General features: G+C 61.1%; 13 protein-coding genes. 8 read left to right on the top strand and 5 right to left on the bottom strand.

Annotated elements, in window-relative coordinates:
- Window positions 1–72: 72 nt before the first annotated feature.
- The 3 genes from D882_RS0116550 to D882_RS0116540 all read left to right on the top strand — a co-directional run bounded on the left by D882_RS0116550 (window position 73) and on the right by D882_RS0116540 (window position 4030).
- The gene (locus D882_RS0116550) at window positions 73–1722 is read left to right on the top strand and encodes an acyl-CoA dehydrogenase family protein (protein WP_027924274.1); all 1650 of its coding nucleotides are present in this window, start codon (window positions 73–75) and stop codon (window positions 1720–1722) included.
- A 104-nt stretch (window positions 1723–1826) separates the two neighbouring features.
- Window positions 1827–3326 (top strand): AMP nucleosidase, encoded by a 1500-nt coding sequence (gene amn, locus D882_RS0116545; protein WP_172825928.1) that lies wholly within the window; start codon window positions 1827–1829, stop codon window positions 3324–3326.
- A 68-nt stretch (window positions 3327–3394) separates the two neighbouring features.
- On the top strand, window positions 3395–4030 hold the full coding sequence (locus tag D882_RS0116540; protein WP_027924272.1) for a pseudouridine synthase: 636 nt from the start codon (window positions 3395–3397) through the stop codon (window positions 4028–4030).
- On the opposite strand, the gene D882_RS0116535 is transcribed toward D882_RS0116540, so the two are convergent.
- Both D882_RS0116535 and D882_RS0116530 read right to left on the bottom strand, forming a co-directional pair.
- Entirely contained in the window at window positions 4025–4234 is a 210-nt protein-coding gene (locus D882_RS0116535; protein WP_027924271.1) for a DUF2788 domain-containing protein, read from the bottom strand. The two genes, D882_RS0116540 and D882_RS0116535, sit on opposite strands and share 6 nt — an antisense overlap.
- A 200-nt stretch (window positions 4235–4434) precedes the next feature.
- Entirely contained in the window at window positions 4435–4914 is a 480-nt protein-coding gene (locus D882_RS0116530; RefSeq protein WP_007894448.1) for an Lrp/AsnC family transcriptional regulator, read from the bottom strand.
- Window positions 4915–5349: 435 nt separating this feature from the next.
- Here D882_RS0116530 and D882_RS0116525 point away from each other — a divergent pair, with 435 nt between their 5' ends.
- Window positions 5350–6414, top strand: a complete 1065-nt coding sequence (locus tag D882_RS0116525) for a DUF6515 family protein (RefSeq protein WP_027924270.1) — start codon at window positions 5350–5352, stop codon at window positions 6412–6414.
- Here the strand turns inward: D882_RS0116525 and D882_RS0116520 are convergent.
- On the bottom strand, window positions 6399–7304 hold the full coding sequence (locus tag D882_RS0116520) for a cation diffusion facilitator family transporter (protein WP_027924269.1): 906 nt from the start codon (window positions 7302–7304) through the stop codon (window positions 6399–6401). The two genes, D882_RS0116525 and D882_RS0116520, sit on opposite strands and share 16 nt — an antisense overlap.
- A 29-nt stretch (window positions 7305–7333) precedes the next feature.
- A complete protein-coding gene (locus tag D882_RS0116515; protein ID WP_027924268.1) occupies window positions 7334–7753 on the bottom strand; it encodes a hypothetical protein in 420 nt (139 codons plus the stop codon).
- A 361-nt stretch (window positions 7754–8114) separates the two neighbouring features.
- Here D882_RS0116515 and hrpB point away from each other — a divergent pair, with 361 nt between their 5' ends.
- Window positions 8115–10631: an ATP-dependent helicase HrpB gene (hrpB, locus tag D882_RS0116510; protein WP_027924267.1), complete on the top strand. Its 2517-nt coding sequence runs from the start codon at window positions 8115–8117 to the stop codon at window positions 10629–10631.
- 170 nt (window positions 10632–10801) lie between these two features.
- Here hrpB and D882_RS0116505 read toward each other — a convergent pair whose 3' ends face one another.
- A complete protein-coding gene (locus D882_RS0116505; RefSeq protein WP_027924266.1) occupies window positions 10802–11722 on the bottom strand; it encodes a LysR substrate-binding domain-containing protein in 921 nt (306 codons plus the stop codon).
- A gap of 225 nt (window positions 11723–11947) precedes the next feature.
- On the opposite strand from D882_RS0116505, the gene D882_RS0116500 reads away from it, so the two are divergent.
- The 3 genes from D882_RS0116500 (at window position 11948) to D882_RS0116490 (ending at window position 16224) form a co-directional block, all read left to right on the top strand.
- Entirely contained in the window at window positions 11948–13441 is a 1494-nt protein-coding gene (locus tag D882_RS0116500) for an aldehyde dehydrogenase (RefSeq protein ID WP_027924265.1), read from the top strand.
- A 31-nt stretch (window positions 13442–13472) separates the two neighbouring features.
- Window positions 13473–14843 carry an aspartate aminotransferase family protein gene (locus D882_RS0116495; protein ID WP_027924264.1) on the top strand — a complete coding sequence of 457 codons (1371 nt, stop codon included), beginning with the start codon at window positions 13473–13475 and terminating at the stop codon, window positions 14841–14843.
- Window positions 14844–15237: 394 nt separating this feature from the next.
- A complete protein-coding gene (locus D882_RS0116490; protein WP_027924263.1) occupies window positions 15238–16224 on the top strand; it encodes an ABC transporter substrate-binding protein in 987 nt (328 codons plus the stop codon).

Genomic DNA, 16224 nt, shown 5'->3' with positions numbered 1-16224 from the left:
GGATATGCCACTTTGTTCAGCCTCGGGGCAGTGCTTAACTGAATCCCTTGGCTGACCCAAAGGAGCCCCGTCATGAACCTGCATCAGTTCGCCGAAACCCACGAAGTCACCAACCAGCCACCGTCGCTGGACGGCACTAACCTCTACCGCATCGACCTGCCGCTGCAGGAGTGGTCGCGACGGTTCGGGGCCGGTTGGGCCGAGTCGCGGATCGACGCCTATGGCGCACTGGCCGGCGGGTCGCTGATGGAGGCCGGGTTCCTCGCCAATCAGAACAAACCGGTATTCGTCAGCCATGACCGTTATGGCCATCGCATCGATCTGGTGGAATTCCACCCGGCCTATCACCAATTGATGCGCACTGCCGTCGAGCACGGGCTGACGTCGTTGCCCTGGGCGCATCCACAGTCCGGTGCCCATGTGGCCCGCGCGTCCATGAGTTACTTGCACAGCCAGGCCGAGGCCGGCAGCGGTTGCCCATTGACCATGACCTTCGCCAGCGTCCCGGCGATGCGCCTGCAACCGGATCTGGCCGAGCAGTGGCTGCCGAAAATCCTCTCGACCGAATACGACCCGCGCAATGTCGGCATGGCCCACAAGGCCGGTGTGACCATCGGCATGGCCATGACTGAGAAGCAGGGCGGCACCGATGTGCGCGCTAACACCACCAAGGCCTATCCGGTCGGCGCCAGCGGCCCGGGCCAGGCTTACGAACTGGTGGGACACAAGTGGTTCTGTTCGGCGCCGATGTGCGATGCGTTCCTGACCCTGGCGCAGACCGATAAGGGTTTGACCTGTTTCCTGCTGCCGCGCCATCGCCCCGACGACACGCGCAATCAGTTCTACATCCAGCGCCTGAAAAACAAACTGGGCAATTGCTCGAACGCCTCCAGCGAAGTGGAATTCCGTGGGGCACTGGCGTGGATGATCGGCGAAGAAGGACGTGGCGTGCCGACCATCATCGAGATGGTTGCCATGACCCGCTTCGATTGCATGGTCGGTTCCAGCGCGCTGATGCGTCAGGCGCTGACCCAGGCCAGCCATCACTGCGCGCACCGCAGCGTTGGCGGCAAGCGGCTCAGCGAACAACCGTTGATGCAAAACGTGCTCGCCGATCTGGCGCTGGAAAGCGAAGCCGCCCTCGCGTTGAGCCTGCGCATGGGCAAGGCGCTGGATCATCTGGACGACAGCCATGAAGCGAAATTCGCCCGACTGGTAACGGCAGTGGGTAAATACTGGATCTGCAAACGAGCGCCCGCGATGATCAATGAAGCCGCCGAATGCATGGGCGGCGCCGGGTATGTCGAAGAAAGCATCCTGCCGCGCCTGTATAGAGAGGCGCCGGTCAATTCGACGTGGGAAGGTTCCGGCAACGTGCAGTGCCTGGATGTGTTGCGCGCCTTGTCGAAGGAACCGGGTGTGCTGGATGTGTTGTTCAGCGAACTGGGCGATGGTCATGGCGACAAACGCCTGGCCGCGCACATCAGCCAGTTGCAGGCGGCATTCAAGGACACCAGCGACATTCAGTACCGCGCGCGGCAACTCACCGAAGATATTGCATTGGGGCTCCAGGCCAAACTGTTGCTGGAGGCCGGCAATTCGGCGGTCAGTGATGCGTTTATTGCCAGTCGGCTAGGCTCGGCCGGGCGGGTGTATGGCGCGTTGCCGCGAGGGCTGGAAGTGGAAGCGATTGTCGCCCGCGCAACCCCGCAAGGTTTCTGAGCGCGATGAACACCACTGAGCCCGCTCCCACAGGTTCAGTGGTGTCTGAGAATTGCTGTACTGGCAACATTCCACTGTTCCCGTGAAGCGACGATGCAGGCAAGATGAAGGTCTGCAAGTCAGAACACAGGATGCTGATCGTGACCGAAGCTTTTATTGTCGTTCAAACCGCCGAGCAAGCCGTGGACCGGCTTGCGCTCTTGCACAATCGTGCAACCACCGCGCTGAACCAGGCGCTCAAGCGTTACCTCAAGGATCGTGTCGAGCCGGACGCCGAACAGCGTGCGATGTTTCGTTATCCTGAACTGCGTCTGACCTATCACTGCCAAGGCGAAGTCCCGCAGACCACGCGTGCCTACGCCAAGGTTCAACTGCCGGGGACCTACAGCGTCACCGTCACCCATCCGGCCGCTTTCCGTAAATACCTGCTGGAACAACTCGTGCCATTGATGCACGACTTCACCGTGACCGTCGAAGTCGGCGTCAGCCAGCAAAACATTCCTTATCCGTACGTGGTCGAGCAGGGCGATGAACTGGCCGGCTCCGGCGTGACCGCTGCGGTGCTGGCGCGGGTGTTCCCGAGCACCGATTTGTCGGCCGCCACCGATGGCATTGCCGATGGTTTGTACGATTGGGAAAACACCGACCCGCTGCCGCTGGCGCTGTTCGACGCCGCGCGGGTGGACTTTTCCCTGCGTCGACTGGTGCATTACACCGGCAGTGACTGGCGTCATGTGCAGCCGTGGATCCTGCTGACCAACTACCACCGCTACGTTGACCAGTTCATCGTCCATGGCCTGGAGCAATTGCGCAGCGACCCGCGTTTTGTGCGCATGATTTTGCCCGGCAACGTCATCATCGAAAAAAGCATGGACCACGGCGAAGCCTCGGCGATTGCTGCGGGCGTGGTCTGGCACCGTTACCAAATGCCGGCCTATCACCTGATCGCCAGCGATGGCCACGGCGTGACGCTGGTGAACATCGGCGTCGGCCCGTCCAACGCCAAGAACATCACCGACCACCTGGCGGTGTTGCGTCCGCATTGCTGGCTGATGATCGGCCACTGCGGTGGCTTGCGTCAGTCCCAGACCATTGGCGACTACGTGCTGGCGCACGCTTATATGCGCCGCGACGGGATTCTCGACCGGGTCGTGCCGCCGAACATTCCGATTCCGGCCCTGGCTGAAGTGCAGATGGCGTTGCAGCAAGCGGCGGCCAACATCACCGGCGAAAAAGGCGACGAGCTGAAGAAACGCCTGCGTACCGGCACGGTATTGACGTATGACGACCGTAACTGGGAATTGCGCTGGGCGCAGGAGCGTCCGTTGATCAACCTGTCGCGCGCTGTCGCAGTGGACATGGAAAGCGGCACTATCGCCGCCCAGGGCTATCGTTTGCGGGTGCCTTACGGCACGTTGCTGTGTGTCTCGGACAAACCGTTGCACAGCGAAATCAAGCTGCCGGGCTCGGCCAACGCCTTCTATGAGCGCGCGGTCAGCCAGCACTTGAAGATCGGCATCGAAGCGGTGGACCTGTTGCGCACCGAACTCAACTCGCTGCATTCGCGCAAACTGCGCAGCTTCGACGAGCCACCGTTCCGCTAACAGTCATGGTCATTTAACGGTCAGAGCACTAGCATTAGCAGCCCTGACCGTTAGATGTTTCTTTCCCCATGCCCCGTCCACCACGTCCCGCTCCTCGCCGTCCTGGCGCGAATACACCATCCTCAGCCCCGCGCCGTGTCGCCAAGGCGCCGCCGGCCGAGCCGAAGCTGATCCTGTTCAACAAACCGTTCGACGTGTTGACCCAATTCAGCGACGGCGAAGGGCGGGCGACGCTCAAGGATTACATCGAGATTCCCGGAATCTACCCGGCAGGACGGCTGGACCGCGACAGTGAAGGCTTGCTGCTGCTGACCAACGATGGCCAGCTCCAGGCGCGGATCGCCGACCCGAAACACAAACTGGCCAAGACCTATTGGGTGCAGGTGGAAGGCGAGCCGAGTGCCGAGCAATTGCAGCGTTTGCGTGATGGCGTTGAACTGAACGACGGCATGACGCTGCCGGCCGAGGCGCGGCAGCTTGAAGAACCGGAGCTGTGGCCACGCAACCCGCCGGTGCGCTTTCGCAAAAGCGTACCCACGAGTTGGCTGGAATTGGTGATTCGTGAGGGGCGAAACCGTCAGGTGCGGCGCATGACGGCGGCGGTCGGCTTGCCGACATTGCGGCTGGTGCGGGTCAGAATCGGCGACTGGACGATCGAAGGGCTCGATCAGGGCCAGTGGAAAGAAGTACCGGCGCGTTTATAACGTGCCGGATTCGATCAGGCCGATCACCACGCTTTTGATCACGAACGCGGCCACGCCCAGACCCAGCACAAAGAACAGAATCATCGAGCCAAAGCGCCCGGCCTTGGACTTCTTCGCCAGATCCCAGACGATGAAACCCATGAAAATGATCAGGATGCTGACAAGGCCCGTCATCATCCACTCTTCAAATACTGCAGGATCCATCGAACATCTCCAGCGCAGGCGCGGCTAAAAGGGCGCGGCGAGTATACGCCACGGGGGATTGGCGATGTATTGACCTGCGTCGGTGTGTCGCAGTCATTCGTCGCTTGTGCCGGCCCTATCGCGAGCAAGCTCGCTCCCACAGGGGATCTTTGGTGCTCAGAAGATCCAGTGTGGGAGCGAGCTTGCTCGCGATGGCGTCCTCAGCTGCGCAAATGAGTCAGCGGTAATTCAGTGCTATTGAGCACCTGATTCAATACAAAACTCGACCGCACACTCGTCACCCCTTCAATCCGGGTCAGGTGCCCCAGCAGCAGTTTCTGATAGTGATCCATATCGGGCACCACCACCTTCAACTGATAATCCGCATCCATCCCCGTCACCAGGCTGCATTCCAGCACCTGCGGCAAGGTACGAATCGCCGCTTCAAAGTTTTCGAACCGCTCGGGTGTGTGTCGGTCCATGCCGATCAGCACGTAGGCCGTCAGGCTCAAACCGAGCATTTTGCGGTCGAGCAGGGCGACCTGACGGGTGATGTAGCCGTCGTCTTCCAGCTGCTTGACCCGGCGCGAGCATGGCGAAGGCGACAGGCCAATGCGTTCGGCCAGTTCCTGGTTGGAGATGCGCGCGTCACGCTGCAATTCCGCCAAAATGCTCAGGTCGTATCGGTCGAGTTTGCTCATCAATCAGGCCTTTGTCGTAACTATTGCGGCAGATTATCTATCCAGGGTTAAAAATTGCGCAAGTGATGTTTATTTGAGCAATCTTAGCAATCCTCTGCCGGCGCCTCAGGCCTATTCTTATCACCAGAATCACTGCTCGGACAAACAGTCCACAGCGACTCGCCCAATCAGGCCAGTCGCGGCCGCCACCCCCACCGGGGATGTGCCGGCCCCCGAGCTACACACTGTCCAGAAGACGGCGTGAGGTGAGCCGGCGTCATAAGCGTCGAGCACGGACGAAGTTCTCAAAGGGAGGCCGACGGGTCTCCCTTTTCTTTTGCCCGCGATTTCTCTTCTGCCCTCAATAAATAAGTTTCGCGACTGATAACCTGTTGCAGAACCGGTCTGTGCTTTTCCAGTCTTACGTACAGGCCCTAACCCGCAGTGAGGAAAAGCATGAAGTCGCGCATCTGGCGTTTGGCCGGTGTTGGTTTGCTGTGTGTTGGTGTCGCTGCACAATCGCTGGCCGATGATCAGCAAAACCGTGGAAACGATGGCGGGCAGCATGGGCCGGATGGCCATCAGGGCAACGGTCAGGGGCATGGCAACAATCAGCAACGCCCGCAGAACAATGAGCAGAATAATCAGCCCCGTCCGCAGAACAACGAGATCATTCGTGGCGAAAACAGCCGCCAGTTTGAACATAACGGCCAAAACCAAAACAACGGTCAATGGCAGAACCAGAACCAGCCACGACCGCAGCACGACTACAACAACCCGGTTCGCTCGCCGCCACCGCCGCCGCAATTACCCGCCAATGACCTGCCGATTCAGGGCCGGCCCGATACCGTGCGCCAGACCCAGCAGCCGCAGCGTGGGTACTATCAGGACAATCCGCGCAACAACGGATACAACCAGCAGTGGCAAACCGGCGGTATGGGCGCACACCCCAATGATCATTACTGGGCAGGGCGCCCGAATGGTCACGGCAACGGTTGGGGACCCGGTCCGCAGTATCGGCCCGGTCAGGTGATCGATCGTTTCCCGGATCGCGATTACCGCGTGCCTTACGGCGGTCGGGATTACTTCTATTCCGGCGGCTACTGGTATCGCCCGCAAGGCCCGCGTTACGTGGTGGTGCAGCCGCCGCGCGGGATTCGTGTGAGTTACTTGCCCGATTACGCCCGTGAAGTATGGATTGGCGGAGCGTTGTTGTTCCTGGCCGCAGGCTCGTATTACGCCTATCAGGAAAGCACTCAGGACTACGTCGTGGTCGAACCGCCCGTGCAAGCGCAGCCTCAGCCGACGAGCAATGGTTATGACGTCACGGCCTATCCCGCCAACGGTCAGTCACCGGAGCAAGTCAGTCAGGACGGCTACGAGTGCTATCAATACGCGGTGCAGCAAAGCGGCTTCGATCCAAGAACCGCCACCTACCAACCGGATCCTTCGGTGGTGCAAGCCTACCGCCAGGCCCAGGGCAATTGCCTCAGTAGTCGCGGCTATCAGGTTTCTTTCTGAGTCCTGGTGGCCAACGCCACTTCCTGCGGGTCGGCGTGCACCAGCACTTCGGCTCGCGGGTAGGCGGCGTGGATGGCATCGGCGGCTTGATCGCTGATGCCGTGGGCAACTGAAAGCGTCAAATCCCCCGGCAATTCCAGGTGCAGTTGCACGAACCACTGGTTACCGGAAATCCGTGTACGCAAATCATGCGCCCCCAGAACACCCGGCACGCTGCACGCCAGTTCCAGCATGTGCTGACTGACATCCGGTGGCAGTTCTGCATCCATCAACACCGTGAAGCTTTCCCGAGCGATCTGAATCGCGCTCCAGAGAATGTACGCGGCAATCCCCAGACCGAACCACGGGTCGACCTGATGCCAGCCAAACCCGGCCAGCACCAGCGCCACCAGAATGCTGCCATTGAGCAGCAGGTCCGAGCGGTAATGCAGCGAGTCTGCACGCACCGCGTTGGAGCCGGTGGCCTTGACCACGCGATGCTGCACCATCAGCAACGCCAGCGTCAGCACCAGGGAAAACACGATCACCCCGATGCTGATCCACGGCGCGCCGACCGGCTCCGGGTGTTGCAGCCGGTCAATCGCCTGCATGGAAATCAACACCGCACTGCCGCCAATGAACAACGCCTGGGCCATGCCCGCCAGCGACTCGGCCTTGCCATGCCCGTAACGATGGTCGTCATCGGCCGGGCGCAAGGCGTAATGCACTGCCAGCAGGTTGAGCAGCGACGTGACGCCGTCGAGCGTCGAGTCGGTCAACCCGGCGAGCATGCTCACCGAGCCGCTCAACCACCAGGCGATGGCCTTGGCGACGATCAGCGTACACGCCACCGCCACCGAGGCACGGGTCGCCAGCCGCAGCAGGCGGGCATGTTCGGAGCTGGAAATCATAGGGGCAGCTTTTCCTTTTGGTGCACCGATTACGCGGCGGGTTGCAGGCCGAGCAGGGCCAGTTGCTGGGTGCTGCCTTTGTGTTGGATCAGGCGTGGGTCGTCCAGCGGGAAGCTGCGGCCCAGTTCAGTTTCGAGAATAGTCTGCAACTTGTGGTTATCGACCTTGCCGTCCGCTCCGATCGCTTCCTTGAGCTTCTCCGGATCGACCTGAGCCGTCTTGCCAGGCTCGAAGTAAATCGCGCCGGTGGCGAAGTCGACCGCAAACGCGATCAGGCCGGGGATGATGTAGAACAACAGGCCCACGGCATCCAGCGCGGCGATGGCCGGGTCAATCTTGCCGTCGATTTGCCCACGGCGGTCGGGGTAGAAAATCGAGCCGCAAGCGGTCACTTGGGTGAGCAGGGTTGCAACCAACACACCGCCAATCAGGCGAAAGGGAACACGCATATGAAATCTCCTGGGTAATTTCAAAACGAAAAGGCGTCGGTATGAATTAGGACCCTTACGAACGCCTGGCAGTTCGCCGTTATACTCGCGCCGGCAGGGCGTGCCCACAGTAAATTGCGGCCGCGTCTCACCCCCATTGGGATAGTTGAGGATTGATGTTGTTTTTTTCAGATCGGCAACGCGCAACGGCTGATGAAGTTTTTCGGGGTTCGGCCCTCCGGGCTGAAGCTGTGGACGCGCCATGCTGCGTTGCGGGACTTGGCAAGGAAACGACCTTTACCTGCGTCCCGCGCCTTGCCTGGAACGTCCACAGCTTCAACGTGACTCACAATTTACTGTGGGCACGCCCTGGGGAGCCAGCATGATTTCTTTGCCGATTGATGAAGTTTTACCCGCGCTGCGTGACGCCTTGGCGATACGCCACGAAGCCGTGCTCGAAGCACCGCCCGGCGCCGGTAAGACCACCCGTGTTCCATTGGCCTTGCTCAACGAGGCCTGGCTGGCCGGGCAGACCATTCTGATGCTTGAACCGCGCCGGTTGGCAGCGCGGGCGGCGGCGGAGCGGCTGGCCAGTGAATTGGGTGAGAAGGTTGGCGAAACGGTCGGGTATCGCATTCGCCTCGACAGCAAAGTCGGGCCCAAGACCCGTATCGAAGTGGTCACCGAAGGCATCCTCACGCGGCGCTTGCAGGACGACCCGGCGCTGGAAGGCGTTGGCCTGCTGATCTTCGATGAATTCCACGAGCGCAGCCTCGACGCCGACCTGGCGTTGGCCCTTAGCCTGAATGGCCGGGAGCTGTTTCGCGACGATCAACCGCTGAAAATCCTGCTGATGTCGGCAACCCTGGAGGGCGAACGCCTGGCCGGGTTGCTCGACGATGCGCCAATTCTGCGCAGCGAAGGTCGCATGTACCCGGTGGCGATGCGCTGGGGGCGGCCGTTCCAGCCCGGTGAGTTCATCGAGCCGCGAGTGGTGCAGACCATCCTTGAGGCCTTGAACGATGAAACCGGCAGCCTTCTGGTGTTCCTGCCGGGACAAGCGGAAATCCGTCGGGTCCATCAACAATTGGCTGATGCCTTGGGCGATAGCCCGCAGGTGCTGCTGTGCCCGCTGCACGGCGAACTGGACCTGAATGCCCAACGCGCGGCGATTGATCCAGCGCCGGCAGGCTTTCGCAAAGTGGTGCTGGCGACCAACATCGCCGAGACCAGCCTGACCATCGATGGCGTGCGCGTGGTGATCGACGCGGGGTTGGCGCGGGTACCGCGTTTCGACCCCGGCAGCGGCATGACCCGCCTCGACACCCAACGCATCTCCAAGGCCAGCGCCACGCAACGCGCGGGCCGGGCAGGGCGCTTGGAGCCGGGGGTGTGTTATCGCTTGTGGTCACAGGATCAGCATGAACAACTGGCGGCCTACGCCAGTGCGGAAATTCTCTCGGCGGACCTCGCCGGCCTGGCGTTGCAACTCGGTCGCTGGGGCGTGACGCCGGGTCAGTTGGTTTGGCTGGATGTCCCGCCGGCCGCCGCCTATGCCCAGGCTCAGGACTTGCTGGATCGACTGGGCGCATTGGACGGTGAAGCGCTGACCCGACACGGTCAGGCCATGGCCGAACTGCCGGCGCATCCGCGTATCGCGCATTTGTTGTTACGCGGCCAGGCGCTCGGCTTGGCCGACATGGCCTGCGATGTCGCGGCATTGCTCGGTGAACGCGATATCTTGCGCGGCGCGGGTGCCGATCTGCACAGTCGCTTGGTGCTGTTGTCCGGCGAAGAACGTGCCGCGCGCGGTGCTCAAGGTGGCGTTCAACGGGCCCGGCAACTGGCGCGGCAATATCGTGGTTATCTGCGTGGCAAAGCCTCGGAGCCGGTCAGCGATCCGGATCATCCGCGCTGGCTCGGCGCACTGCTGGCGCTGGCTTATCCCGACCGTGTTGCCCAGCAGCGCCGTGCCGGGGGGGCGGAATACCGCTTGGCCAACGGCCGCGCCGCGTTGTTCGCCGAGGCTGACAGCCTGATGAAACAGGCATGGCTGGTGATTGCCGATCTCGGCAGTCGTCAGGGCCAGCGGGAGGAAAGGATTTATCTGGCGGCGGATTTCGATCCGGCGCTGTTCGACTCGGTGCTCGCCGAGCAAGTGCGCATCGTCGATCAACTGGATTGGGATGAGCGCGAAGGTGTGTTGCGCGCCGAACGTCAGCGCAAGGTCGGTGAACTGATCCTGAGCCGCGAACCGTTGACCGGTCTCGATGAAACTGCGCGCAGTCAGGCCTTGGTCAATCTGGTCCGGCGTAAAGGGCTGGAGCTGTTGCCGTGGACTCCGGAGTTGCGTCAGTGGCAGGCGCGGGTGGCCTTGTTGCGTCAGTTGGATATGGCCGGGAAGGGCGACAGTGAATGGCCGGACGTCAGCGATGCTGCGCTGCTCAAAAGCCTTGAACATTGGCTGATGCCGTATCTGGGCAAAGTCTCGCGGCTCAGCCACTTTGCCAACCTGGACCTGTCGAGCATCGTCCATAACTTGCTGCCGTGGCCGCTGCCGCAACGGCTCGATGAGCTGGCGCCGCATCATCTGAGCGTGCCGTCGGGGTCGTCGATTCGTCTGGATTACAGCGAGCAGCCGCCGATTCTGGCGGTGCGTTTGCAGGAACTGTTCGGCCTGGCCGAGACCCCGCGCATTGCCGGTGGCCGGCAAGTGGTCAAGCTGCATCTGCTGTCACCTGCGCGGCGGCCGGTACAGGTAACTCAGGACCTGGCGAGCTTCTGGCGCAGCACCTATGCCGAGGTGAAGAAGGATTTGAAGGGGCGGTACCCGAAGCATTATTGGCCGGATGATCCGTTGGTGGCCGAAGCCACCGCTCGGATCAAACCGCGCAAGTAACTCTTGGGGTAGAACACAAAAACTGTGGCGAGGGAGCTTGCTCCCGTTGGGCCACGAAGCGGCCCCATAGTCGGCCGCCTGAATGTGTCAGATACACCGCATGCAATGGAGATGCGACTGCTGCGCAGTCGAACGGGAGCAAGCTCCCTCGCCACAGGATTTCACTTGGCTCATGTGCTTGCCCCGGCCTTGGCAGTGAGTTGCTCCCGGCAATAGTCGGCAAACAACTGCGCGGGTTTGGTCAGTTGCCCGCGCTTCAACCATGCCGCCACCAATCCCGAACCAGTGACCTCTTCGACGATATCCACGCACACCACTTTCTGCCCGTCGTAAGTGCATTCCGAATGCGGCCGCGTGACCAGGATCGAAAAGCCGAACCCTTGCCCGACCATCCCCCGCACCATCTCGATCGACGGTGAGCTGAAGGCAATGTTCGGCGACAGGTTCAATTCCTCGAACAGGCTGACGAAGTACGTCCGGCTCGGTTGCACGTCCAGCAGAATCATCGGCTCCAGGCACAGGTCGCGCAGCGATACCTGCTTGAGTTGGGCAAAGCGATGGTCTGCCGGCAGCAACGCATAGGGTCGCTGCGCCGGCATCAACGGTTCGGTCTGGATGGTGGCGTCGAGGTCGTGTTCGTACAGGATCGCCAGGTCGAAGGTGCCCGACGTCAGGCCTTGCACCAGCTCTTGTTGCTCGCCGTCGCGAATGCGGATTTTCACCCCCGGATACAGCGCCGAGAATCCGGCAATCAATTGCGGCAAGTACAGCGGCGCGACCGTTTCGAAGCAGCCGATGTCGATCTGTCCCGACACCACGTCATTGTCGGCCAAGGCGTTCTGTTCGAACTCCTTGGCCATGCGCAACAGCTCCTGGGCCTTGCGGTAGAAGCGCGCGCCGCTCGGCGTCAAGGACACGCCTTGGGCGTGATGACGGATCAGCAGTTGCACGCCGAAGCTGTCTTCCAGGCCTTTGATCGCCGTGGAAATCGCCGGCTGGGCGATGTACAGCTTGCGCGAAGCCTCGGCGACGCTGCCGCATTCGACGGTGGTGATGAAGTATTTCAGTTGACGCAAGTTGTAGGCAGCCACGGCAAACCTCGGGGTGGATGATCCAGACATCCAGGCAATATTCGCGCCGACTGCGTCCGTTCTGACGACGGTGTTGTTGTGCTTGAACAATAACCACATACCGCGCCACGGGGGAGGTTGGCTGCCCAGTTTTTTCATGGTCTGCGAAAACATTTTTACTATTTTTCGTGGACACGGGGCTGGGCCACCATCCAATCACAAGAAAAGCCCTTGGAGCATCTGAACGTGTTCGAGCTTGCATATTGGCAAAACAAAGCCGCAGCGCTGCAGTTTCCCGACCAGGCCGTGATCGACGGTAAACGCCGTTCGGCGCAGTCCGGCCAGACATTCGCCGCGATCAACCCGGCCACCGGGCAATGCCTGGCCAACGTGACCGCGTGTGGCGATGAAGAGGTCAACGCTGCCGTCAGCAATGCGCGGCAGGTATTTGAAGCCGGCACCTGGTCGGCGCGTTCGCCCGGTGAGCGCAAACAGGTGCTACTGCGCCTGGCTGACCTGATCATGGCCAATCGTGAAGAACTGGCTCTGCTTGATTCGCTGAACATGGGCAAACCGGTGATGGACGCCTACAACATCGACGTGCCGGGCGCGGCCGGGGTGTTTCGCTGGTACGCCGAAAGCCTCGACAAACTCTACGACCAGATCGCCCCCAGCGCGCAAAACGTACTGGCGACCATCACCCGTGAAGCCCTCGGTGTGGTCGCGGCCGTGGTGCCGTGGAATTTCCCGCTGGACATGGCCGCGTGGAAACTCGCACCGGCCCTGGCCGCCGGCAACTCGGTGATTCTGAAGCCCGCCGAACAATCACCGTTTTCCGCCCTGCGTCTGGCTGAACTGGCGCTGGAAGCGGGTTTGCCAGCAGGTGTATTGAACGTGCTGCCGGGCCTCGGCGAGCAGACCGGCAAAGCCCTCGGTTTGCACCCGGATGTGGATTGTCTGGTGTTCACCGGCTCTACCGAAGTCGGCAAATACTTCATGCAATATTCTGCGCAGTCGAACCTCAAGCAGGTATGGCTGGAGTGCGGCGGCAAGAGCGCGAACCTGGTGTTCGCCGATTGTCAGGACCTCGATCTGGCCGCTGAAAAAGCCGCGTTCGGGATCTTCTTCAATCAGGGCGAAGTCTGCTCGGCGAATTCGCGATTGCTGGTGCAACGCTCGATTCATGACGAGTTCGTCGAACGCCTCATGGCGCACGCGGAACGCTGGCTGCCGGGCGATCCACTGGACCCGTCGAGCGGCGCCGGGGCGATTGTCGACAGCCGCCAGACCGCGCGCATCATGAAGTTCATCCAGCAAGCGGAACGCCAGGGCGCGACAAAAGTGTGCGGTGGCCGGCAGTCGATTTTCAACGGCTCTGACAACTTCATTCAGCCGACGATTTTCACCGGCGTGACCCCGGACATGCCGCTGTTTCGCGACGAAGTATTCGGCCCGGTGCTGGCGGTTACCGCATTCGATGACGAGGCCAACGCTTTGCAACTGGCCAACGACAGCGTCTACGGTTTGGCTGCGTCGCTGTGGACCGATGACCTCAATCGCGCCCACCGTGTGGCGCGGCAATTGCGAGCGGGGACCGTATCGGTCAACAGCGTTGATGCACTCGACGTGACCGTGCCTTTCGGCGGCGGCAAACAGTCCGGTTTCGGCCGTGACTTGTCGCTGCATTCATTCGATAAATACACCCAGTTGAAGACCACCTGGTTTCAGCTGCGCTCATAACAGCCGCTAACAACAAAACGGAGAACTGGCGATGACCACACCACGTGAAACCCGCGACTACCAGGCCGCCGACGCTGCGCACCACATCCATGCATTCGTCGATCAGAAGGCACTCAATGACGAAGGACCCCGGGTGATGGTTCGTGGCGAACGCCTGCATCTGTGGGACAACGACGGTCGGCGCTACCTCGACGGCATGTCCGGGTTGTGGTGCACCAACCTCGGTTACGGTCGCAAAGACCTGGCGGCGGCAGCGACTCGGCAACTTGAGCAACTGCCGTACTACAACATGTTTTTCCACACCACTCACCCGCAGGTGATTGAGCTGTCGGAGCTGTTGTTCAGCCTGCTGCCGGGGCACTACAGCCACGCGATCTACACCAACTCCGGGTCTGAGGCCAATGAGGTGCTGATCCGCACCGTGCGGCGTTACTGGACGATTCTCGGCAAGCCCGAGAAGAAAATCATGATCGGTCGCTGGAACGGTTACCACGGCTCGACCCTGGCCGCGACGGCGCTCGGTGGCATGAAGTTCATGCACGAAATGGGCGGCATGATTCCCGATATCGAGCACATCGACGAGCCGTACTTTTTCGCCCACGAAGGCGACCTGACCCCGGCCGAATTTGGCCTGCGGGCAGCGCAGCAACTGGAAGCAAAGATTCTCGAACTGGGCGCGGACAAGGTCGCCGGCTTCATTGCCGAACCGTTCCAGGGGGCGGGCGGGATGATCTTTCCGCCAGAGAGTTACTGGCCGCAAATCCAGCGCATCTGCCGCAAGTACGACGTGCTGCTGTGCGCTGATGAAGTGATCGGCGGCTTCGGTCGCACTGGCGAATGGTTCGCCCACGAATACTTCGGTTTCGAGCCGGACACGCTGTCGATTGCCAAGGGTTTGACCTCCGGTTACATCCCGATGGGCGGGCTGATTCTGTCGAAGAAAATGGCCACCGTGCTGGTGGAACAAGGCGGGGTGTTTGCCCACGGCCTGACGTATTCCGGGCACCCGGTAGCGGCGGCGGTGGCGATTGCCAACCTCAAGGCGTTGCGTGATGAGGGCGTGGTGACGCGAGTCAAGGATGAAATCGGCCCGTACCTGCAACAGTGCTTGCGCGAGGTGTTCGGCAATCACCCGTTGGTGGGGGATATTCAGGGTGTCGGCATGGTCGCGGCGCTGCAATTGGCCGAGGACAAAACCAGCCGCAAGCGCTTTGCCAACGAGAACGACATTGCGTGGCGTTGCCGCACGATTGGCTTTGAAGAGGGGGTGATTATTCGTTCGACGCTGGGGCGGATGATCATGGCGCCGGCGTTGATTGCCAGTCGTGAGGAGATTGATGAGCTGGTGGGCAAGACCCTGAAAGCAGTGGATCGTACTGCTCAGGAATACGGCCGACTCTAAGAGTGTCGGAAGGTCCTTCGGACCTTATCGCGGGCAAGCCCGTTCCCACAGGAATTGTGTCGGCCTCGTAATCCGGGCATGACACGGGACCTGTGGGCGCGGGCTTGCCCGCGATAGCTATCGTCCATTCACCACCGTTTTCCAATCGTGCACCCACCTCGGGCATCCCCGCCCACAGCGCTCTTTCGCGGTGCGCGCTACACAGCTTTTTCATCATTCGCCTCGACATATTTCCTAATTTTCCTTCTCCCCGCACTGGGCCAACATCGACTTCGCCAGTCAGCCCGATGCTGCCCGCCACAAGGTCCATCAGAGACCTGAGGTGACAGCTGATGTCCAGGGCCGCTGGCCGTACTGCCCATCAAAACTAAATCAACAGCTTTGGGAGTGCTCCATGATCAAGTCCTTGCTAACCCGCATCGCTCATCCATTGGCGATCACCGCCATCGCCGCCACGGTCGCCACCAGCGCCCAGGCCGGCACCCTCTCTATCGGTCACACCACCTGGGTCGGCTACGGCACCCTCTACCTGGCTCAGGACCTGGGCTACTTCAAGGAAAACGGCTTGACCGTCGAATTGCCCGTCGTCGAAGAGGCTTCGATGTACATGGCCGCGCAGGCCTCGGGCGAGTTGTCGGGCTCGGCGTCGACCATCGACGAAGTGCTGAAATACCGTCCGCAATTCTGCTTCAAGGCTGTGGCCGCGCTGGATGACAGCCATGGTGGCGACGGCGTGCTGGTGGGCAAGGACGTCAAGAGTCTGCAGGAGCTCAAAGGCAAAGCGGTGGCGGTGAACGAAGGGTCGACCTCGCAGTTCTGGTTGTCGTATTTGCTGAAGAAACACGGCATGACCATGAGCGACATCACCGTACAGAACATGACAGCCGACGACGCGGCTACCGCGTTCATCGCCGGTCGGGTGCCGGCCGCCGTGACATGGGAGCCGCATCTGTCGATGGTGCGTGACAAGAAACAGGGCAAGGTGCTGATCGACAGTAGCAGCACGCCGGGCGTGATTGTCGATGTGGTCGCACTCAACTGCGCCGTCATCGAAAAGCAGCCGGAAGACGTCAAGGCCCTGGTCGCCGGTCTGTACAAAGCGGTCCAGTACACCAAGGACCATCCGCAGGAAGCCTACAAAATCATGGCCAAAGGCGTTGGTGGTTACCTCGCCGATCCGAAGGAACTGGCCGCCGCCGCGCAAGGCGTGCGCTTCTACGATCAGGCCATGAGCGAAAAACTCCTCGGCTCGCCAGGCAAGCCGGGCGACAGCGAACCGCTGATCAAACTGGCCAATGAAACCGCCAGTGAATTGCAGGGCAAACCCTACAACGTCAGCAATGACGATTTGATCGACAACCGTTTCGTCACCCCGCTGTAG

The sequence above is a fragment of the Pseudomonas sp. URMO17WK12:I12 genome, assembly GCF_000514395.1.
Lineage (GTDB): Bacteria > Pseudomonadota > Gammaproteobacteria > Pseudomonadales > Pseudomonadaceae > Aquipseudomonas > Aquipseudomonas mucoides.
The sequence above is the reverse complement of the archived record's forward strand: the minus strand, read 5'-3'. Positions and strand labels throughout refer to the sequence as shown.